The sequence below is a fragment of the Streptomyces sp. NPDC057287 genome, from assembly GCF_042667905.1.
GTDB lineage: Bacteria > Actinomycetota > Actinomycetes > Streptomycetales > Streptomycetaceae > Streptomyces.
Genome location: NZ_JBHUYV010000005.1, coordinates 230,996 through 250,820, shown reverse-complemented (window position 1 = coordinate 250,820; position 19,825 = coordinate 230,996). Strand labels below are relative to the sequence as shown.

Genomic DNA, 19,825 nt, shown 5'->3' with positions numbered 1-19,825 from the left:
ATTGTCGCCGCCGCGCCGACCTGGGGAGTCCGTCCTGACGGTCGTTCCCGGCGGAGTGGATACATCACCCGCCTACATCGCAGGGATGACGTTTCCGCGGCTGGTCCCAGGGCGGTAGCGCAATGGGTCCGGGAGGGCGACGCGTGCGGACCGGGCCGGCTCCTAGCGTTCGAGCAGCCAACCACCCGTATCCAAGGAGCCTTGATGATCTTGCCCGTGATCGAACTGCGCGAGGTGAGCCGCCGCTACGAGGACGGCCCGCCTGCTCTGCACCAGGCGTCCCTGACCGTGCAGCCGGGCGAGGCCGTCGCTGTCCTCGGCCCTTCCGGCAGCGGCAAGTCCACGCTGCTCAATCTGATCGCGGGCCTGGACCGGCCGGATACGGGGAGCGTCACCGTGGACGGGGTGAGGGTCGATCAGCTGGGTGAGGCCGGATCGGCGCTCTACCGACGGTCGAAGATCGGCATGATCTTCCAGTTCTTCAACCTGCTCGACGATCTGACCGTCGCCGACAACGTCGCCCTGCCGGCGCGGCTCGCGGGTACGGCGCGTTCCGAGGCTGACCACCGGGCGGCGGAACTGCTGGAGAACCTCGGTATCGGCCGGCACACCCGTGCCTACCCGGGGCGGCTGTCCGGCGGCGAGCGGCAGCGGGTCGCGGTGGCCCGGGCGCTGATGAACCGGCCACCGCTGCTCCTGGCCGACGAGCCGACCGGGGCCCTGGACACGGCTGCCGGGCAGGACGTCAGCAGGCTGCTCAGCGACCTCAACGCCGAGGGCCAGACCATCGTCGTGGTGACCCACGACCTGGCGCTGGCCCGCTCCTGCACGAACCGTACGGTCCGGATCGCCGACGGCCGCATCACCGAGGACGTCCGGTCGCAGCCCGCCGTCTCGCAGCCCGCCGTCTCGCAGCCCGCCGTCTCGCAGTCCGCCGCCTCGGAGTCCGTCCGATGAGCGCGCTCGGAAAGGTGGTGCGCTCGGGGGTGGGCCGACGCCGGGTGCAGACGCTGGTCATCGGGCTCGCCACGATGATGGCGGTGGCCGCCTCCGTCCTCGGCGGATCTCTGCTCGTGCTTTCCGGCGAGCCTTTCGACGACGCCTTCGCCAAGCAGCACGGCGCTCACCTGTCCGTCCAGTTCGACGCCGGCAAGGTGAGTGCCGAGCACCTGTCGAAGTCCAAGGACGCCGCAGGGCTGAGCAATGCGGCCGGACCGTTTCGCACGGCGACCGTCACCCCGCGAGCGGACGAGGCGGGCCCCGGGTGGCCGATGACCGTGGCCGGCCGTTCCGATCCCGGCCGGGGCGTGGACGAGGTGACGCTGCTCGACGGGCGGTGGCCCACACGTTCCGGCGAGACCGTGCTGTCCGCCGACTCCCCGCTCATCCCGACCCTGGGCAGAAAGCTGGCCTTCTCCCATCTGCCCGGCTCTCCGAGGCTGACGGTGGTCGGTGTCGCCCGCTCAGTCACACAGACCGCTGACGCCTGGGTGGTTCCGTCCCAGATGCCGGCGCTCACCACATCCGGCAGCGGCGGCTACCAGATGCTCTACCGCTTCACCGACTCGGAGACAGCCGCGCAGATCACCGCGGGCGGCAAGGCCGTGAGGGAGTCCCTGCCGCCGGGAGCATCCGTCGGCGAACAGTCCTGGCTCACCGTCAAGAAGACCGCCGAACGCGACACCGCCCTCTACGTTCCCTTCCTCATCGCGTTCGGCGTCATGGGGTTGGTCATGTCGGTGCTCATCGTCGGCAACGTCGTCGCGTCGGCGGTCGGCACAGGAACACGCCGCATCGGCATCCTCAAGGCTGTCGGCTTCACCCCGGCCCAGGTCGTGCGGGCCTACGTGGGCCAGGCGCTGATCCCGGCCGCCGCCGGCACGGCCCTCGGTGTCCTTGCCGGCCACCTGCTCGCCGTCCCCGTACTGGCCGAGACCGGGGACGTCTACGGCACCTCGTCCCTGGCCGTCGCCCCGGAGGTCGACCTGGCGGTGCTCGCCGGCGTGCTCGGCCTCGTGGCGGTGACCGCGTGGGCGAGTGCCTGGCGGGCGGGCCGGATGCGCACGGTCGATGCGCTTGCCGTCGGGCGTACCGCTTCGGCGGGGCGCGGCCGGTGGGCGGCCCGTCCGGCCGCGCGCCTGCCGTTCCCTCAGCCGGTCGCCCTGGGGCTGGTCCGGCCCTTCGCCCGGCCCGCCCGCGCGCTTGCCATGGGCACGGCGATCCTGTTCGGCGCGATCGCCGTCACGTTCACCGTGGGTATGGGCGCCTCGCTCGGCCAGGTGATGAAGGCCAGGGCCCATGACGCCGCCGATGTCGTCGTGCCCGCACCCTTGCCGGCCTTCGGACCCCGAGGCCTGGACCCCGAGAAGCATCCGACGGCCGGTCCCGCCGCGGTCGCCGCGGCGATCGAGGCCGGCGCCGGAACCGGGAAGCACTACAGCGCTGCGACGGTGCGGGCTACCGTATCCGGCCTGACCGGCATCGTCGACGTGATCGCCTTCACCGGTGACGCTTCCTGGGGCGGTTACACGATGGTCTCCGGCCGCTGGATCGACAAGCCCGGTGAGGCCGTGGTCCCGACCCCCTTCCTGTCCGCCACCGGCACCCGCATCGGCGACTCCATCACCGTCAGCGGCCTGACCGAGCCGGTCACGGTCCGGATCGTCGGCGAGGTCCTCGACCCCCGCCGCGACGGCATGCAGGTCTTCACCGACGCCTCCACCCTCACGGCCGCACATCCCGACCTCACGGAGAGCAGCCATCACATCGCCGTCACGTCGGGCACCGACGTGAGCGGCTACGTCATCGCGCTGAACAAGGGCCTGGCACCGCTGGGCGCCGCCGCTCAGGCCGGCGGGCTCGATACCGGCGGCGACATGGTCGTCACGCTCAACGCGCTGTCCGGGACGCTTACGCTGATGCTCGTCGCCGTCGCCGCCCTCGGCGTGCTGAACGGCGTGCTGCTCGACACCCGAGAGCGTGTCCGGGAGATCGGTGTCCACAAGGCGCTCGGCATGACTCCCCGTCAGACCATCACCATGGTCCTCACCTCGGTCGTCGTGACCGGTCTGGTCGCGGGAGCTCTGGGCGTGCCCCTCGGCGTAGCGCTGCACGGCTGGGTCTTCCCCGCGATGGGCGACAGCGTGGGACTCCGCCTCCCCGCTTCCGTCCTCGCCGTCTACCACGCGGCGGAACTGGTCCCGCTCGCCCTCGGCGGCCTGCTCATCGCCATTCTGGGTGCACTCCTGCCTGCCGGCTGGGCGGCCAGGGCCCGGACCGCCACAGCCCTGCGCACCGAATAGGAGGTCACGTTCGGAGCTCATGCCCGCAGGCACGGGTTATGTGGCGCACGGCCGTCCCTGGCTGCCTCATGGACGTAGGCGCCGGTCGAGAGCCATCCGTTGGGCACCCCTGTGCCTACAGGTGTGTGGCGACCGTGGGCATGAGGACTTGGCAGGTGCGGCCGCGGGCAGGGCTGTCGATGGCCGCCGTTCCGCAGCTGGGGCCATCAGGCTGCCGCCCTTGTCGCCGGCACCGGGGCGCCACCGGTCGCGCCCCGGTGATCCCGAGCCGTTCGGCGACGTTCCGGTCGTGCGGTATTGGGTGGCTTCTCGGCATGCGGGGGAGCAGGCTGGGCGGGTGCGGTGTGAGGCCGTCAGGAAGCAGCCCTGTGACAAGAGATGAAGCGATGACTCTGCGCTCCGATGTGGCCGAGTTGCTGGCGGGGGCCGGCATCCTCGATGTGGACGTCGACGATGCCGTCGCGGACGAGCATGTCCGATCGTCCGCGTACCAGCGCGTCGTCGAAGTGGCCGCTTCCTTGCGGAGCCGCGGCGGAGACCGAGCACTGGTGGCAACGCTCCTGCGGGACCCCCACGAGATGGGGTCCAAGGCGGCGGTGGTCGCCCTCTTGGACAGGATCGCGATGAAGGTGACGGGGCCTGCCGAGTTCCGGCGGTGGTCGGCCGGGCTGCTGCCGGAGATCGACCGGCTCACGACGGAGGGGCACCGAGAGTTCATCCACCGGCGTATCGGTGACTGGCTGTTCTACCTGTCCGTCACGGGAGGTCACGTACCGACATCGGCCGAGTTGGCCGAGGTCACGTCCTGGATGCAGCGCCTTCTCGCTGTGGAGTCGGTGTCGCCCGCGGTACTCGCCCTGTTTACCGAGTCCGGCAGCAGCAAGAAGATACGGAACATCGCGAAGGACCGAGCCGGAAACCGCAAGCTGACCACGAATTGAGTCGATGGCCGTAGCCGTAGCCGGAGCCGGAGCCGGAGCCGGAGCCGGAGCCGTAGCCGTAGCCGCAGCCGCAGCCGTCCCGGCGGCCCGGCCCGGTCCGGGCAGGACGGCGAAAAGGGGAGGCTGCACGCTGGAGCTCTCCTGATCTCGGATACGAGTGGGGGAGGAGCAGGGCGACCAGCCCTTCGGCGCTGCCCGGCCCACGCCCCGCTGAGGAGCCGCAGCATGCGAGCCGCGCGTGCGGCGACTACGCACTCGCTCCGGCTCGCGACGCAGGGGGTGCTGGTGCAGTGCGGACTGCCGGGGCACCGGCACGCACGGTGCAGCCAAAGGCCGTCCCCTCATGGAGGCCACCGCGACCATGACGCTGTGCGAGGATCCCTGCCATGGCAGACAGGGGTGCGTGGAGCGCCGGACCGGCGGGCGATGCCGTGACGCAGGACGGTGGCCTGGTGTCGCTGCTGGGCCGGACTGTCCATCGGGAGTCGCCCGGGCGGACTGTGATCACACCCATCGTCTGCCGGTGGTGTGACTGGGACCAGTTCGAAGTGGTCGCGGACGAGTGCTTCTGCGAGGGCTGCTGCCTGCCGATCGGCCTTGCGGGCGGGCATGTTCACGCAGGCGGTGCCACCTGGGAGTTCGCGCCGTCCGCTCGTCCACTTCCCTGGCTGACCAGGGTCTTCCGTAGATCGGCCGACCCTGTCTGCCCGGCCGGACATGACGTGTTCCAGGTGCTGGTCGCTCATGCCCCTGCCGCGAACGGTCAGGTCCGCCGTCTGTCGGTCGGCCTGCGGTGTCCGGTTGACGGGGCCCTGCGACTGCACCACGACAGCGTGCGCGTGGTGTCGAGCACCACCTGACATCGTCGCGCGAGATGGGAGAATCGGCACCAGACTGGCGAAGTGAAACGGACATGCCTGTCACGACGGCGTGAACGTTGATCAGATGCCCTTGTGGTGGCACCAGGACCAGATGGCCCAGAGCTGTTGCGCAGCGTCCGCGTGGCTCAGGAAGACCTCGAAGCCGGCGGGCTACATGTTCTCCATGGCTGATCTCGATTACGCAGACATGTCGGACTTCGAGGACGCGGAGCGGGGCTTCGTCGCCGCACTCTCGCCGGCGGTGGTCCGGACGGAGGACGGCCGGGTGATCTGGGACGGGGACGCGTATGCGTTCCTGGACGAGGACTGCCCGGGCAGTGCGCACCCGAGTTTGTGGCGACAGAGCCGGCTCTGCAACAAGCAGGGCCTGTTCGAGGTGACCGAGGGGATCTACCAGGTCAGAAACCTCGACCTGTCGAACATGACGCTGGTCGAGGGTGACACCGGTGTCATCGTCATCGACCCGCTGATCTCGGCGGAGACGGCGGCCGCCGCCCTCGCGCTCTACCGCGAGCACCGCGGCGACCGCCTGGTCACCGGTCTGATCTACACCCACTCGCACGGCGACCACTTCGGCGGCTCCCGCGGGGTTCTTCCGCACGGGCACGCCCCCGTGCCGGTGATCGCCCCGGCCGGTTTCCTGGAGCACGCGGTGGCGGAGAATGTGTACGCGGGCGGCGCGATGACCCGCCGGGCGGTCTACATGTACGGCGCGGAACTGGAGAAGGGGCCCGCCGGGCAGATCAGTGCCGGGCTGGGCATGACGACGTCCACGGGCACCATCACCCTCGTACCGCCGACGCTGGACATCACCCGCACCGGTCAGGAGGAGACCGTCGACGGGGTGCGGATCGTGTTCCAGATGACGCCGGACACCGAGGCGCCCTCGGAGATGAACTTCTACTTCCCCGACCGGCGTGCCCTGTGCATGGCGGAGAACGCGACGCACAACATGCACAACATCCTGACCCTGCGCGGAGCGCTGGTCCGCGACACCCGTGTCTGGGCACACTACCTGGGTGAGGCGATCACGCTGTTCGGCGAGAGTGTCGAGGTCGCGTTCGCCTCGCACCACTGGCCCACCTGGGGCCGGGAGCGCATCGTCGAGCACTTGGCGGGCCAGCGGGACATGTGGGCGTACCTCCATGACCAGACTCTGCGCCTGACCAACCGGGGGCTGACCGGCACGGAGATCGCCGAGCAGATGGCACTGCCGCCGGCGATCGCGAACCGGTGGGGCAACCGCGGCTACTACGGCTCGGTCAGCCACAACGCCAAGGCCATCTACCAGCGCTATATGGGCTGGTTCGACGGCAACCCCGCCCACCTCTGGGAGCACCCGCCCGTCGAACAGGCCGAGCGGTTCGCCGCTGACTACGGCGGCGTACCGGCGCTGATCGCCAAGGGTGAGGAGTACGCGGCCTCAGGAGATCTGCGGTTCGCCGCGACGCTGCTGGGACACGCGGTCTTCGCCGCTCCGCAGGATCCGCTCGCCAAGCAGGCGCTGGCCTCGGTGTACGAAAAGCTCGGCTTCGGCGCGGAGAACGCCACCTGGCGCAACTTCTACCTGATGGGCGCCCAGGAGCTGCGCGGCACCATCGCGCACACCTCCCTTGAGACGACCAACCCGGAGATGGCGATGGCTCTGACCGTCGACATGCTCATCGACTCCCTCGCCATCCGCGTCGACGGCCCGCGTGCCTGGGACGCGAAGCTCACCATGACCTGGAACGTCACCGACGAGGGCCGCATCTGGCACCTGCTGCTGTCCAACGGAGCCCTCACGTACCGCAGCACCGCCCCCGGGGCCGACGTGCCGGGCCCGGCGGCCGACCTGACCTTGATCCTGACCAAGCCGCAGTTGCTCGGCGTCCTCGCGGGAAGGGGACTCGACGGGGTAGGCGTCGAGGGAGACCCGCAGGTCTTCGCGACCCTCACGGGTCTGCTGGACACCGTCGATCCCGACTTCGCCATCGTCACCCCGTGACCCTCCACGCCACACACGCTACGGCCGCCGCCCGCGGCCGGAGCACGGAGCCCTCACTCCGCACGCCCGGGGAATCAGGGCGGTGAGCGCGGCGCATCTGGCGATCGGGACCGTCGGTTTCGGGTCGTTCGACCTCACCGGTGGCGGCACCTTCATCAACCTGGTCGCGGCGACCACCAACGCACTGAACGGCGCTCTGCTGGCCCGCAGACCTGACCACTACAAGGACTTCACCGTGGTCGGCATCCTGCTGATGGCCCTTCTCGGCGGCATCGGTGGCGGAGTCAGCCGCGACGTCATGGTCGGCCGCGTCCCGGCGGCGCTGACCAACTCCTCGTACGTCGTGCTGTGCCTGATCGCCGGGTACATCGGCCACCGCCTGGCCTACTCCGAAGGACAGCTGTTCCGCGAAGGGCTCTTCCAGTTCGTCACGTCCTTCGCCCTGCCCTGGTACGCCATCGTCGGGGCGCAGACCGGCGTTGACGTGGGTCTGCCCGTCCTGGGCTCCCTCGTCCTCGCCGTCGTGGGCCCCACGGCGGGGCGCTTCCTCATCGACGTCTCCTGCGGCGTCCCGCCCAAGCAGTTCGTCCGCGGTGAGTGGTTCGTCGCCGTCGCCGCACTGACCGGCGCCGTGTGGATCGTCCTGGACCAGGCGGGGCTCCCACGCGCCGCGAGCGCGCCGCTCGCGTTCCTGGTCGGCTTCACCGTCCGCCTGGCCGCTCTGTACCGGGGCTGGGAGGAGCCCCTGGCCGCCGAACCGGCCGGTGTCTACCGCCACGACGACGGCCGGCCCCTCCTCGGCCGTAAGATCGCCGGAAAATCCGTTCGGGAACTGCGCCTGCTCGGCCTGGCCGTCGAACCTCATGCGCCTGAACGCCCTCCTGCCGGCCCCGCGCGGGGTGACCACGACAGTGGGCGGTGAAGCGCGCCGGATGGACCCCGTCACCCCTCGGCGAGGCGATCACGGCGACGCACCCGTTCGCCCAGCACCCTCGCGGATCTGGACCTCCGAAGAGGTTCGCCGTCGCAGGGACCGTCGCGCTGGCGTGTGCGGGCTTGACGGCCGTATGTCATTTCGGCACGAGCACGATCCAGACCTGGCCGTTCGCGAACGTCATCGGATCGCCGTCCTCGGTGGTGAAGCGGGTCGCCGACATGGCGGTGTTCCGCTCCCATGCCACGTCGTACGACATGCCGTCACGCAGGACGGCTGCCGAGCCGGTTCCCACGGTCGCGCTGAAGGGTGAGGTGTTTCCGCCCCGGTCACGGAGGCTCGAATCCTGCACGTCCACGTCTTGCAGGACCACTGTGGCAGCTCCGAGCAGGTCCCCGGAGGCCGTACGGGCCGGGGTTCTGTCCATGCTCACCAGCCACTGGTCCCGGTCCGCGGCCCACGTGAAGGTGAACCGTGCCGACGGGTACGACACGGTGCGCCCGTCGACCGGGGTGCCGCCCGGGGGCGGCGCGTCGAAGCGGAGCCCGATGTCCTCGGCCGCGTTCACCTCGGTGGAGGCGCGCGGGATCTTCTCCGGGCGCACATACAGATTGTGCGGTGCGGCGCGGTCCCCGCTGCGGAAATAGGCATCCGGTGCCTTCGACGGGGGCAGCGCCTCGAGAGGGGCAGCTTCGATCGACGGCCGCAGGGCGGACTGGGCGCCCGAGTACACCAGCGTGGGGTCGTCGAACTGCCGGAGCAGCTCCAGATCCGTCTCGCGGGCGCTGCGTACGGGGCCGATGACGGGAGGCAGGTCGGAGGAGTAGACGGCGAGGATGCGGCTGAGCCCTGCCTCCACCTGCTCCACGTAGACGATGTCGGCCTTCTCCAGTCCGGTGGGAGGCCGGGCTGCCGCTACGTTGTCGATCTTCACGGCGAGAACACCGGCGCGTGGTGCGGATGTTGTCCTGGGAGGTGTCTCTCCTCCGCCCGAGCTGCTGCAGGCCGAGGTAATGACGAGCGTGAGCACAGCGACTGCGGCGGCGGTCGATCTCTTCGTTCTGGAGGTGGGCATGGCTGCCGCCTTTCGGGCCGCTCTGCGGCATCGGCTCATATCTGCTGCGGCGATGACTCTCCCGTCAATCATCATGCAGAAGGCCGGACGGAGCCCGGTAGGCGCGGTACCGGAATTCACGCCGGTCCTGAACATGTCGCTGTTCCGGTCAGCGAACGACAGGGACGTAGGGCGTTTCGTCTGGATCACCGAGCGGACCAGAGGAAGATGCCCGCGACGTGGAGTCCGGCCAGGCAGATGGTCGCGGTCTTCTCGTAGTGGGTGGCGATACCCGCCACCGTTTCAAGCGGTTGATGCAGCATTCGACGGTGTTGCGCCGCTTGTACACCTCGCGGTCGAATGCAGGAGGTCTGCCGCCCCGGCTGCCGCGGCGCAGACGGTGGCCCCGTTGATCGGCCGGAACGGGGATGACCGCCCGGATACGCGCTTGCGAAGGTGCTCGCGGATCGCGCGGGAGGAGTACGCCTTATCGGCCAGGACCACATCCGGCCTGGTGCGGGGCCGTCCTCTCCGTCGTGGAACGCGAAGACGAGCCAAGACGTGAGCGAAGGCTGGTGCGGCACCAGCCTGTCCGGCGGTGAGCACGAAGGCCGGCGCGGCCGGCAATGGGCGTTGGAGGCGAGGTGGATCTTTGTGGTCGATCAGCCCCGGGACCGGCCGATGGCGTGGTCTGCCGGTTCGCCTACTGGAGCCCCCTTCTGCGGGCCCCCGCCGCATGCTGGTGTGCGCGCACGGTGGTGGAGTCCACTGAGAGGGCCCAGTTGAGGTCGTCCGCCTGGTGAAGAATGTGGTGTCAGTGGTGGAGAACTGATCTGCATGGTGTCAGAGGCTGCTGGCATCATGCCCGCTATGAAGGCCACATTCACCACCCCGCCGCGGCCGCTCGACGTCACCGCGCTCTTCCCTCAACTGGCACCGCTGGCGCGCACGGCGACCCGGCTGCACCCTCAGCCTGGGGCTCCGTCAGCGCGTGACAGCTCGGTCGGTGGTCCGCTGTTGTGGCCGGCCGACGAGCCGTGGCCGCACTGCGAAGGTCCGCACGAGCTGGACGGGGTGAACCCGGCCCTGTCGCCGCCGGACTTGAGGCTGCGACGCCGGATCCGTGCCGCCGCACAGGGCCGGGAACTGACCCCGCAGGAACGGAAGATCCTCAGACGCATCGAGCCCCCGCGGACCTACCCGAGACCGAGGCCGAGCCGCCAGCCGTACGACGGGTCGATGGCAATGTTGCCGCTGGCGCAGCTGTACGTGCGTGACGTGCCAGATCTGCGCGCGCCCGCCGGGGCGGATCTGCTTCAGGTGCTGTGGTGCCCCTTCGATCACCCTCCGATGCAGTTCATGCCCAGGACCCTGCTGTTCTGGCGGTCCGCAGCCACGGTCAGCAACATCCTCGCCGCACTCCCGGAACCGCCCGTGGTGCAGTTCGACGGCTACTTGCCCGAGCCGTGCCTGCTCGCTCCGGAGCAGATCACCGAATACCCCAACCCCTTGGAGCTGAGGAAGGAAGTGCGGGCCCAGATTGGGGACTGGAGCAAGTGGCAGGCCGCCGGCGACGCGGTGGACAGCCGGTACGCGTCGTACCCGGAGGAGTTCTACACGGGCAATCTGTCGGTCGCGCCCGGGTGGAAAGTCGGCGGCTGGGCCGCCTGGGGCTACACCGACCCCAGGCCCCAGTCCTGCCCCGCCTGCGACACCGCGATGGTCCCCCTGCTGACCATCCCGACCTTCGAATGGGATGCCAGCAGCCGCAGCTGGATCCCGGAGAAGGATCACGAAGAACAAGAACCCATCAGCCCATCCTCCGACCACACAAGCCCGGAGGGTCAGGCCGTGATCGACATCTTGCGCGCCCGAGGCTTTGAAGTGCACGACCGTGGTCGCGTCCCCCGCGACGTCCGCGTCGCACCGCACGGCACCGACCCTGTCCCAAGGCAACCGACCGCCATCCAGATCGCCAGCGGCCACAAGCAGCAGATCTACGTCTGCCCGACATCGCCGGAGCATCCCCACACCGAGCTGATGCAGTAGCCGCTGCGGCGGAGATCTCCACGACGGTCGGCGTTCGATCTCGAGACCTGCAAGCAGCGCATCACCGTCGACCGGTGCATCAACCGCCTGAAGCAGCGGCCACGGCATCGCCACTTGCCACGAGAAGACCGCGACCAGCTACCTGGCCCAGACTCCATATCGCTGAGATCTTCCTCTGGGCTGCCGGCTGACTCGGAGGAGATGTGTGGTGTCAGCCGAAGGGGACCGCTCGCTCAACCCATTGTCAGACGCTGCTGGCAGCATGCCCGTATGAATGCCACATTCACCACCCCGCCGAGGCCGTTCGACATCACCGCGCTCTTCCCGCAACTGGCCCCGCTGGCGCGCACGGCGACCCGGCTGCACCCGCGGCCCGGATCGCCGACCGTGCACGACAGCTCCGTCGGCGGACCGCTCCTGTGGCCCGCCGACGAGCCGTGGCCGTACTGCGAAGAACCGCACGACAAGCATGCGGCGCTCAGGATCAACTCCCCGGACGACATCCGGCTCCAGCGCCGCGTTCTCACCGCAGCAGCCGAGCGCCTTTACCTCGACCCCGAGGCACCCGAGTGGACCCCCGAGGAACAGGAGACCTTGGATCTGATCAGGGCGGGCCGCCCGTGGTTCGACGGCCCGATCCCTCTCGTGCCCGTCGCCCAGTTGTATGCCCGCGACATCCCCTTCCCCTGCCCGCCGGACGCGGACCTGCTCCAAGTCCTGTGGTGCCCCTTCGATCACGAGATGGCGCACCCGAAGACCGCCCTCTTCTGGCGGTCCTGCGCCACCGTCACCGACGTCCTCGACGCACCGCCCGAGCCGCCGATCGTCCAGGACAGCTGGTACCTCCCGGAGCCTTGCTCATTCTCACCGGAGCAGGTCACCGAGTTTCCCAACCCCATGGAGCTGGACGAGGAGATGCGGGACCAGCTGGACGACATGAGCCGCTGGGAGACGATCGACCCCGCCCAGTACAACGCATACGCCTACGATCCGGGCGAGCTCTACCTGAGCAACCTCTGCACCGCCCCCGGCTGGAAAACCGGCGGCTGGACCCGCTGGAGCCCCACCGACCCCGTCGACCGAGCCTGCCTGGAATGTGGCACCGAGGCGGTCCCGCTCCTCACCATCGCCTCATGGGAATGGGACGGTGGCAGCGCGACCTGGACCGCCAAGGAGGACCGGCCGACCCCGGGCCCGCCGCCCCTGGGTGACCGGGACGGCAACTTCACTTTGATCGACATCACCGGCGGCAACAACCTGCAGCTCCACGTTTGCCCGTCCTCCCCCTACCACCCCCACTTCGAACTGCTCCAGTGAGCCGTCGCGGACGTCCTCCGCACCACCGTTCCGCGGCCGGGATGCAAGCCTGGCCTGGTGCCGTTCATGCCACAACGGTCCCAGCCTGGGCACGAGTTCGGCGATCACAGCGGCTGACAGGTCCGTGATCTTCCGGTCGCTGATGATCACTGTGCGCGTCAGGTTCCCCACCACACAGCCATGATCGCCGATGCGAGCTCGACGTCTCACCGCTAACCGTGCACGAGCTCGTTAGGCGAGGTTGTCCGCTCTTAGGCGAGGTTGGCCGCAGGGAATTCGGGCGGGACACGTTCTGGGTCAGCCGTACGGGTTGCCGTAGTGGGCGTTTCAGCCCACGCGGCGGGCTCAGGCACGGCCTCGCTCAGCTCCACCGCCCAGGATCGTCGGGCAAGTCGTAGTGAACCTGGATGGCGCAGTGACAACTTGCATGTGCCTTCTCCTCCAGCGCTCGACTGGCCGGCCGTTCGCGAATCCAGGCGGCCAGCGGCTGGAGTGCGTCGTTGAGGCGCCTGCCGTCCTCGGTCAGTGAGTACTCGACACGGGGCGGCACCTCGTCGTAGGAGAGACGGTGCACGACACCGTCCGCTTCCAGCTCACGCAGGTGAGAGGCCGGCACCTTCTCGGTGATACCCGGAAGGAGACGACGCAGCTCGCCGAAGCGACGGCAGGGGTGTTCGTGGAGCGCCCAGCGGATCAGCACCTTCCACTTGCCGCCGATCACCTCCATCGCGGTGTCGATCCCGCAGACGTGTCCGTCCGGTGTGCCCGGCCGGTTCAGTGATCTCATGCCCAACCCCTCCGACCTGCTCGCTCACCGCGAGGTAACCACCCACTGCAAAGTGCGTACTTGCTCACCCCCGGACTTGTGGCCAGCCTGGTCGGCATGGCAGACAACACTGTTGAGAAGACTCCCGTCACGCTGCTGGGCCTCGGGGCGATGGGAACCGCGCTGGCCCGCACCTGGCTTGCCGCCGGCCATCCGCTGACCGTCTGGAACCGCACCCCGGCCCACGCCACGGGGCTCGCCGCTGAGGGGGCAAGGGTCGCGGACACCGCCGCTGAGGCGGTCGCAGCGAACACCCTGGTCGTCGTTTGCCTCTTGGACGACACCTCGGTCGACGAGGTGCTGGCCGGCACCGACCTGGCCGACAGGGACCTGGTCAACCTGACCACCAGCACCCCTGCCCAGGCCCGTGCCCGCGCCGACTGGGCCCGCGAGCGCGGCGCTCGCTACCTGGATGGCGGGATCATGGCCGTCCCTCCGATGATCGGCGTCCCGGAAGCCGGCGGCTACGTCTTCTACAGCGGCTCGCCAGAGCTCTTCGAGCGGCATCAGCAGACCCTGGGCGTCCCGGCTGGCACTGCCTACGTCGGCGAGAACGCGGGCTTCGCGGCCCTGCACGACGTGGCCCTGCTCAGCGCCATGTACGGGATGTTCGCCGGGGCCGCGCACGCCTTCGCTCTGATCCGCAACGAGGACATCGATCCCGAGGCGCTCGCCCCGTTGCTCGCCGACTGGCTCGTCGCGATGGCCCCGGCAGTTCACCGGACGGCCGGCCAGCTGCGGAGCGGTGACTACACCAAGGGTGTCGTCTCCAACCTCGCTATGCAGGTGGCCGGCACGCCGACCTTCCTGAGCACCGCCGAGCAGCAGGGGGTCAGCCCGGAACTGCTCAGCCCTTACTTCGAGCTGATGCGCCGACGCCTGGCTGTGGGCAGCGGCGAGGAGGACCTGACGGGCATGATCGACCTGCTGGTGCACTGACCGGCCACTTGTGGCCCGAGAAGCGACCGTGCTGGTCACAGGTCCCAACGGGCAGCTGTGACCAGCACGGTCGTGACCACGCCCTAGTTGAACGGGTCCAACGTGATGTACGCCTGCTGCGGGTCGCCGTCGTGCACCAGCGACTCGTGCGCGCCGACGTCGTCGAAGGCGAAGCCGTAGGCCTTGCCGTCGGCCATCTGGGCGTGGATCTTGGCGGAGTAGTGGTTGGTGACCGCGTCCTTGTAGAAGTTCGCGTTGTTCGCGTCGGGCTGGTTGGGGTTGCTCAGCAGCGTCGACCGGTTGTAGCCGGCGCACAGCGTGCGGGAGATGGGCCCGCGGACCAGGTCGTTGGGTGCGTCGAGGAGTTTGTAGCAGCCGAAGATGCTGTCGGAGTCAGGCTTCTGGAAGCTGGTGACGACTGCCCCCGAACTGTTCATGAAGTTCATGGTGTTGCCCTGGACCCGGCCGAAGTACTTCGTGTTCGGCTGGTCCTTGAACGGCTGGACGGTCAGCGTCTGCGAGGAGTACTTGCTCCACACCCGGTTGACGTAGTCGTTCATGACGGAGGCCGGCAGTGCCCCGGCCTCGATTCCGTGCCCGGGGGCGAGCGCCCGCAGGATCGTGCCGTCGGCGCGGGTCCTGATGAGCCCGCCCCAGCCGCCGGACTGGCTGCGCAGGGAGTCGAAGAACGCCTTGTAGCCACCGGACTTGAGGTGGCCGGTGGTCAGGGTGGAGCCGTTCGAGCGCTTCACTCCGACCGCGTACGGCGCGGAGAACATGTCGACCTGCGTGCTGTTGATCCACAGCCCTGCGTCGTTGAGCGTGTACTCGGTCCAGTTGAAGAGGATATTCGCGTTCGGGTCACTCGGGTTCTGCACTGCGGGCTGAACCAGGCCGCCGGTGGTGAGCTTGAAGACGAGCTTCTGCCCGTAGGAGAAGTAGACCCGGCCGGAGAACTTCGGCATCCGGATCGTCTTCGACTGTCCGTTGGCAGGGCCCGCGATGGACGCGTCGGGGGCGGGCGTCGGCGGGTTGCCGCCGACGGGCCACTGATGGAAGGTGCCGTTCGCGTCGGCCCAGCCCTGGCGCCCGGACGAGAGCTCGGTACCGATTACGTAGACGTGCACCTGCTCGCCGCGCCCGGAGTTGTTGGTCAGCGTGAGCGGGATGGTGGCGGGGACGGCAGCCGCCTCGGTGGCGGTAGTGACCTGGGTGGCGACGAGACACGCGCCGGCCAGCGCGAGCGCAGCGACCAGAGCGGCAGGTCTGCGGCGGGAGCGGTGCATGGCTGGAGCGGCAGGGAGGTTGGCAGACAAGCTCTTCTCCTCATCGGGAAGGCTGTGCGGTGGGGGTACCCCGCGCGAGTACTCTCGAAGCATTTCTGAGAGCGCTCTCAGGCGGCTGCCTGGAGCGTATCGACCGGTCAGGGACGCGTCAACGTTCTGGTCTGGACCACGGCGATTCCTTCGCGAACGGGGCCCAGGAGCAGGGGTGTTGGAAGGATGGCCGGGCGACTATTCCGGCGCCGACAGATGGGGGCTGTGGTTGGCGCATGTTGCTGCTGGTGCGGCCGAGGTCGCGTGGGGCCGGTGCGAGTTCGGCGAAGCCTGCGAGTCAGCCCTAGGAGCTGTCCTGGCGATCACGGTCTACGGTTCGTCTGGTGGGGATGCGGCTGGCCTTGACTTGGATCGTCGCTGTCGGGCGATCATGGCTCGTGACTCGCGAATTGTCGACGCCGCCCTCAGTTCCCTTCGGTCTACTCTCGGGCTCACATCAGCCCGTTCTGCCCGCCGCTCAAGGCCTGCTGCTGCGACCTTGGGGACCGGCTGACGCTCCGGTGTTCCTCTCCGCCTACCAGGACGATGAGATCTGCCGCTGGCACACGCGCCGCCCTCAGACGGAGACGCGCGTCCTGGAGTGGTTCGATGCCTACCACCAGGACTGGGGAAGCGAGTAGGGCGGTCACTGGGCTGTCGCCCGCAAGAACGGTGAGGCCCTCGGCCGGATTGCGCTGCGTGGCTTCGACTTCAACGACGGTGTCGCCGAGGTCAGTTACTGGGTTCTTCCGACTGCACGCGGCCGCGGTGTTGCGACCTCGGCGATGGCAGCACTCTCAACCTGGGCGCTGGATGAGATCGGCTTCCACCGCCTGTACTTGGAGCATTCGACGCGCAACCACGCCTCCTGCGGGGTTGCCACCAAGTCCGGCTACCTGCTCGAAGGAACCCAGCGCAGTGCGGCCATGCATGACGACGGCCGGCACGACATGCATCTGCACGCGCGAGTCCGAGGGGATTGAGCCTGTCGGCCAACCGATCATGAACGTAGCCAGATGACGAGCACGGCGACGGTGACGGTGCCGAGGAAGACGTAGCAGCGCTTGTCGTATCGCGTCGCGACGGCCCGGGAGTTCTTGAGTCTGTTGATGGCCCGCTCAACAGTGTTGCGCTTCTTGTACCGCTCCTCGTCGAAGCCTGGTGGACGTCCGCCTCGCGATCCTTTGCGCAGGCGGGCGGCCCAGCTGTCGGTCTTCTCCGGGATGATGTGCCGGATTCCCCGTCGCCGCAGGTACTCACGACAGGGGCCATTGCTGTATGCCTTGTCCGCCGTGACGCTGTCGGGCTTCTTGCGGGGCCTGCCCAGCCCGAGGCGGGGGACCCGAATCCTCTCCAGTACCGGCACAAACTGAGTGCAGTCTGCCCGCTCGCCTGCGGTGACGATCAGGGACAGCGGGCGGCAGCGGCCATCGGCACTCAGGTGAATTTTGCTGGTGAAGCCACCGCGCGAGCGGCCCAGGCCCTCACCTCGCTCACCACCTCCACCAGCTGGCCGACCAGGCTCTGCCACGGAGACTCGTCCTGGTGTTCTGCCACCTGGCCCCCTTTTCGCGCAGGCGGTGGGGCAGTGCGGGCGCCTGCCGCGTGTTGGTGGGCGCGCACGACGGTGGAATCCACCGAGATGCCCCAGTCAATCTGGCCCGCCGCGTCGGCTGCGGCCTGGGCCTGCTGCAGGAGGCGCTCCCAGGTGCCGTTCGCCGACCACAGTCGATGGCGCTCATAGACCGTCTTCCAAGGACCGAACCGCTCCGGCAGATCTCGCCACTGCACCCCAGTCCGCACCCGGTGCAGGATCCCGTCGATCACCTGCCGGTGATCACGCCACCGCCCGCACCGCCCATTGCTCACCGGCAGGAACGGCCGCAACCGCTCCCACTCCGCGTCCGACAGATCACCACGTTCTCCCCGCCCCATACCTGGAACAACGAGCAGATCAGCTGACGGTCACATGATCGGCCGGACAGCTCCTAGGCGCCGAGGGCATCCACGTATCCGTCGGTGCAGGCGATGAACTCCTGAGGGCGCACTGCAGGCGGCCTCTTCGAGCTGCTCGCGCCCGCCCTGTCCGTCTCGGAGCCGGGCAGGGCGGGCGGGACGTTCATCGATGCCGGCCCGACGGGACCGTCACCGCTGACACCCGTCGCCGGCAGGAGGCCGGACCTGGGAAGGCGAGCTGCCCGCGTCTCCGGGGGTTCGCCAGGTTGGCGGTCGTGACGGCTGGGTGCGCGGTGGCCGAGCGGTTCGGTTCGCCAGGGCGTGTCTGACAAATGAGCACCTGGCTCCGCGAACCAGCCAGGTGATCATTTGTCAGACACACCCCAGGAGTCGGCAGCCTCGCTCAGAACGCGGGCGAGTTCGCGGGGGCGGGTGGTCATCGGCCAGTGGCCCGAGTCGAGGTCCACGTAATCGAGGTGAGTAGCGCGGGCGAGCTCAGGACTCTCACCGGCGGCGATCCACTCCTCGGCCTGGGTGGGGGTGAACTCGGGACAGACCACCACGACGGGAACGTCGAAGCGGCGCTCGTCGGTCAGGCGCACGACTCCCCTTGCGACCGCCTCGGGGACAGGAACAGCGGCGGACGCGAAGCGGTCCCGGGCCTGCTGGTCGAGGTCAGCGGCGTCAGGGCCCTCGAAAAGGTCCCACCCCGGGAAGGGCATGGCGCCGCCCTCGATCGCGAAGTGATCCGCGTAGGCACGCCCGTCGGCGGCGGGGAAGCCGCCGATCAAGGCGACTTTGGCCACCTTCTCCGGTCGTGCGTCGCCGGCCAGCCAGGCCAGGGTCGACGCTACGGAGTGCCCTACCACCAGAGGCTTTCCGGGCGCCGCGTCAACGGCGGCAAGCACTGCTGCCAGCTGGTCGTCAAGCGTCGCGGAGGCTGCGCCGTCACCCTGGCCCGGGAGGGTGAGCGGCACGGGACGGTGGCCGAGCTTGGTGAGTTCAGGCACGACGTCGTCCCATGCGGATCCGTCGAGCCACAAGCCGGCGATGAGCAGGATGTCCACGGTGGTCTCCCGGAGAGTCGTCAGATCTGGTTGCCGGCACGCTATCGGGAGGCTCTGACACCGGCCTCCGGCCCGGCTGCGATCTTCGAGAACTGCGGCTCGACCCGACCCGACCTGGACGACACCGGTCCGACCGAGGATCGGTTCCGGGAGCTGATCCGTCGGGCAGATCGAGGACTCGATGCTGGAGAACCTCATGCTCACAGCAGGGGTGGCGCCCCACAACCTGTCCACGCTCAAGGGGTTCGCCCAGGACCAGAACTACGGCCTGGGTGAGCTGCTGACCCGTAACAGCGCGGTGGACCAGGGCAACCCGGGGGAGGGCGAGACCATCACGGGGACGGCCTTCCAGCGGGGCGCGGGGATCGCGCTGGTGGGCGCCGGCCTGGTTGGAGTGGGTCTCCTCACGGGGTCTCCCGTCGCCGGCGGTGCCGGTGCCGTTCTCCTGGTCGTCGGTGCGTCGCTGATGCTCCAGTAGACAGGGACAAGCTGGGGAGGCGGCATGCTGACCGCAGTGCCGCAGGTGCAGGGCCCGGGCGGTGGACGGTGCTGGACCGTGCACCGCCCGCACGTCAGCTGTGTTCGGTGGGCATGGTCTCGAAGGTCTCGCGCATGAGCCGGTCGATGGCGCCGGGCTGCTCGGTCATGGAGTCGAAGAGGTCGGCGAGCAGCCACAGCACGAAGGTGTGCACCAGGGCTTCCTCCGGTGGGATCTGCCCGAACCGGTCCCGCCACGCCACGGTGTCCATGCCCATCGCCGCGGCCATGAGGACACCGGTGACCATGGGTACCTGGGCCGGGTCGGCCAGCTCGAAGGTGGGGAGCTTGCGGATCACAGCGGGGATCAGGTCACTGAGCGGGTCCAGACGTTTCTTCCCGCTGTTCTGCTCGGTCATCAGGAATCCGGTCAGCACTCCCACGAGGAAGACCGTGCCCCGGGACACCTCCTCACGCCCGTAGGTGTCCATAGCGGCCTGGGCCCGCTGTCCTGCCTGTTGGCGCTCCTTGGCGGAGGTGCGCTTCTCCAGGACCCGATACGAGTCCCATGCTGCACGGATCGCCTCGTCCACGACTACGCCGTCATTCGTCATGGGGCCGACCCTAGTGAGTCGGCGAGCCGCAGGCTCCGGTGACCGTTCTGCGTGTCCGTCCGGCTCCGGACACGGTGAGCGTGATCGGCCCGGTGAGACTGCCGCAGGGGCGGATGGCCGCCGTACGGGGCCTCGAACAGACGGTCCGTGATCCGGGCAGTTTCG

At 69.0% G+C, this 19,825-nt stretch carries 16 protein-coding genes and 2 pseudogenes; 11 read left to right on the top strand and 7 right to left on the bottom strand.

Going from position 1 to position 19,825, the window contains the following annotated elements; translation table 11 throughout:
- The first annotated feature begins 204 nt into the window (after positions 1-204).
- The 6 genes from ACFUNE_RS11865 (at position 205) to ACFUNE_RS11840 (ending at position 8,033) form a co-directional block, all read left to right on the top strand.
- On the top strand, positions 205-957 hold the full coding sequence (locus tag ACFUNE_RS11865; RefSeq protein WP_383565339.1) for an ABC transporter ATP-binding protein: 753 nt from the start codon (positions 205-207) through the stop codon (positions 955-957).
- A complete protein-coding gene (locus ACFUNE_RS11860; RefSeq protein WP_383565337.1) occupies positions 954-3,302 on the top strand; it encodes an ABC transporter permease in 2,349 nt (782 codons plus the stop codon). The genes ACFUNE_RS11865 and ACFUNE_RS11860 overlap by 4 nt, the downstream gene beginning before the upstream one ends.
- A gap of 386 nt (positions 3,303-3,688) precedes the next feature.
- Positions 3,689-4,243, top strand: coding sequence for a hypothetical protein (locus tag ACFUNE_RS11855; RefSeq protein ID WP_383565335.1), 555 nt, complete (start codon positions 3,689-3,691; stop codon positions 4,241-4,243).
- 386 nt (positions 4,244-4,629) lie between these two features.
- Positions 4,630-5,103, top strand: a complete 474-nt coding sequence (locus tag ACFUNE_RS11850; protein ID WP_383565333.1) for a hypothetical protein — start codon at positions 4,630-4,632, stop codon at positions 5,101-5,103.
- Between the two features lie 184 nt (positions 5,104-5,287).
- The gene (locus tag ACFUNE_RS11845; protein WP_383565331.1) at positions 5,288-7,111 is read left to right on the top strand and encodes an alkyl/aryl-sulfatase; all 1,824 of its coding nucleotides are present in this window, start codon (positions 5,288-5,290) and stop codon (positions 7,109-7,111) included.
- An 82-nt stretch (positions 7,112-7,193) separates the two neighbouring features.
- Positions 7,194-8,033: a trimeric intracellular cation channel family protein gene (locus ACFUNE_RS11840; protein WP_383565329.1), complete on the top strand. Its 840-nt coding sequence runs from the start codon at positions 7,194-7,196 to the stop codon at positions 8,031-8,033.
- 148 nt (positions 8,034-8,181) lie between these two features.
- On the opposite strand, the gene ACFUNE_RS11835 is transcribed toward ACFUNE_RS11840, so the two are convergent.
- Positions 8,182-9,120: a DUF3048 domain-containing protein gene (locus ACFUNE_RS11835; RefSeq protein WP_383565327.1), complete on the bottom strand. Its 939-nt coding sequence runs from the start codon at positions 9,118-9,120 to the stop codon at positions 8,182-8,184.
- 185 nt (positions 9,121-9,305) lie between these two features.
- A pseudogene (locus ACFUNE_RS11830) lies at positions 9,306-9,886 on the bottom strand (IS5 family transposase); the annotation flags it as partial.
- An 83-nt stretch (positions 9,887-9,969) separates the two neighbouring features.
- On the opposite strand from ACFUNE_RS11830, the gene ACFUNE_RS11825 reads away from it, so the two are divergent.
- Positions 9,970-11,148 carry a hypothetical protein gene (locus ACFUNE_RS11825; RefSeq protein WP_383565325.1) on the top strand — a complete coding sequence of 393 codons (1,179 nt, stop codon included), beginning with the start codon at positions 9,970-9,972 and terminating at the stop codon, positions 11,146-11,148.
- A gap of 270 nt (positions 11,149-11,418) precedes the next feature.
- Positions 11,419-12,465 (top strand): hypothetical protein, encoded by a 1,047-nt coding sequence (locus ACFUNE_RS11820; protein WP_383565323.1) that lies wholly within the window; start codon positions 11,419-11,421, stop codon positions 12,463-12,465.
- A gap of 361 nt (positions 12,466-12,826) precedes the next feature.
- Here the strand turns inward: ACFUNE_RS11820 and ACFUNE_RS11815 are convergent, their stop codons facing one another.
- On the bottom strand, positions 12,827-13,252 hold the full coding sequence (locus ACFUNE_RS11815; protein WP_383565321.1) for a winged helix-turn-helix transcriptional regulator: 426 nt from the start codon (positions 13,250-13,252) through the stop codon (positions 12,827-12,829).
- Positions 13,253-13,348: 96 nt separating this feature from the next.
- Between ACFUNE_RS11815 and ACFUNE_RS11810 the strand changes: the two genes are divergently transcribed.
- Positions 13,349-14,230, top strand: coding sequence for an NAD(P)-dependent oxidoreductase (locus ACFUNE_RS11810; protein ID WP_383565319.1), 882 nt, complete (start codon positions 13,349-13,351; stop codon positions 14,228-14,230).
- An 83-nt stretch (positions 14,231-14,313) separates the two neighbouring features.
- Here ACFUNE_RS11810 and ACFUNE_RS11805 read toward each other — a convergent pair whose 3' ends face one another.
- Entirely contained in the window at positions 14,314-15,546 is a 1,233-nt protein-coding gene (locus ACFUNE_RS11805) for a glycoside hydrolase family 64 protein (protein WP_383565317.1), read from the bottom strand.
- 398 nt (positions 15,547-15,944) lie between these two features.
- Here ACFUNE_RS11805 and ACFUNE_RS11800 point away from each other — a divergent pair.
- Positions 15,945-16,529: pseudogene (locus tag ACFUNE_RS11800) on the top strand (GNAT family N-acetyltransferase).
- Between the two features lie 17 nt (positions 16,530-16,546).
- Here the strand turns inward: ACFUNE_RS11800 and ACFUNE_RS11795 are convergent.
- Positions 16,547-17,481 (bottom strand): IS5 family transposase gene (locus tag ACFUNE_RS11795; protein ID WP_383565315.1). Its coding sequence is split into 2 segments (ribosomal slippage): positions 16,547-17,043 and positions 17,043-17,481, totalling 936 coding nucleotides; the frame shifts between segments, so codons are not numbered across the junction.
- 386 nt (positions 17,482-17,867) lie between these two features.
- On the bottom strand, positions 17,868-18,569 hold the full coding sequence (locus ACFUNE_RS11790; RefSeq protein ID WP_383565313.1) for an alpha/beta fold hydrolase: 702 nt from the start codon (positions 18,567-18,569) through the stop codon (positions 17,868-17,870).
- A 181-nt stretch (positions 18,570-18,750) separates the two neighbouring features.
- Between ACFUNE_RS11790 and ACFUNE_RS11785 the strand changes: the two genes are divergently transcribed.
- Positions 18,751-19,047, top strand: a complete 297-nt coding sequence (locus ACFUNE_RS11785; protein WP_383565311.1) for a hypothetical protein — start codon at positions 18,751-18,753, stop codon at positions 19,045-19,047.
- A gap of 94 nt (positions 19,048-19,141) precedes the next feature.
- Here ACFUNE_RS11785 and ACFUNE_RS11780 read toward each other — a convergent pair whose 3' ends face one another.
- Positions 19,142-19,660, bottom strand: a complete 519-nt coding sequence (locus ACFUNE_RS11780) for a hypothetical protein (protein ID WP_383565309.1) — start codon at positions 19,658-19,660, stop codon at positions 19,142-19,144.
- Positions 19,661-19,825: the final 165 nt, after the last annotated feature.

Bases quoted from the DNA above. Each gene is read 5' to 3' on its own strand.
- ACFUNE_RS11865 (WP_383565339.1), top strand. From the start codon at position 205: ATGATCTTGCCCGTGATCGAACTGCGCGAGGTGAGCCGCCGCTACGAG.
- ACFUNE_RS11860 (WP_383565337.1), top strand. From the start codon at position 954: ATGAGCGCGCTCGGAAAGGTGGTGCGCTCGGGGGTGGGCCGACGCCGG.
- ACFUNE_RS11855 (WP_383565335.1), top strand. From the start codon at position 3,689: ATGACTCTGCGCTCCGATGTGGCCGAGTTGCTGGCGGGGGCCGGCATC.
- ACFUNE_RS11850 (WP_383565333.1), top strand. From the start codon at position 4,630: ATGGCAGACAGGGGTGCGTGGAGCGCCGGACCGGCGGGCGATGCCGTG.
- ACFUNE_RS11845 (WP_383565331.1), top strand. From the start codon at position 5,288: ATGGCTGATCTCGATTACGCAGACATGTCGGACTTCGAGGACGCGGAG.
- ACFUNE_RS11835 (WP_383565327.1), bottom strand. From the start codon at position 9,120: ATGCCCACCTCCAGAACGAAGAGATCGACCGCCGCCGCAGTCGCTGTG.
- ACFUNE_RS11825 (WP_383565325.1), top strand. From the start codon at position 9,970: ATGAAGGCCACATTCACCACCCCGCCGCGGCCGCTCGACGTCACCGCG.
- ACFUNE_RS11820 (WP_383565323.1), top strand. From the start codon at position 11,419: ATGAATGCCACATTCACCACCCCGCCGAGGCCGTTCGACATCACCGCG.
- ACFUNE_RS11815 (WP_383565321.1), bottom strand. From the start codon at position 13,252: ATGAGATCACTGAACCGGCCGGGCACACCGGACGGACACGTCTGCGGG.
- ACFUNE_RS11810 (WP_383565319.1), top strand. From the start codon at position 13,349: ATGGCAGACAACACTGTTGAGAAGACTCCCGTCACGCTGCTGGGCCTC.
- ACFUNE_RS11785 (WP_383565311.1), top strand. From the start codon at position 18,751: ATGCTGGAGAACCTCATGCTCACAGCAGGGGTGGCGCCCCACAACCTG.
- ACFUNE_RS11780 (WP_383565309.1), bottom strand. From the start codon at position 19,660: ATGACGAATGACGGCGTAGTCGTGGACGAGGCGATCCGTGCAGCATGG.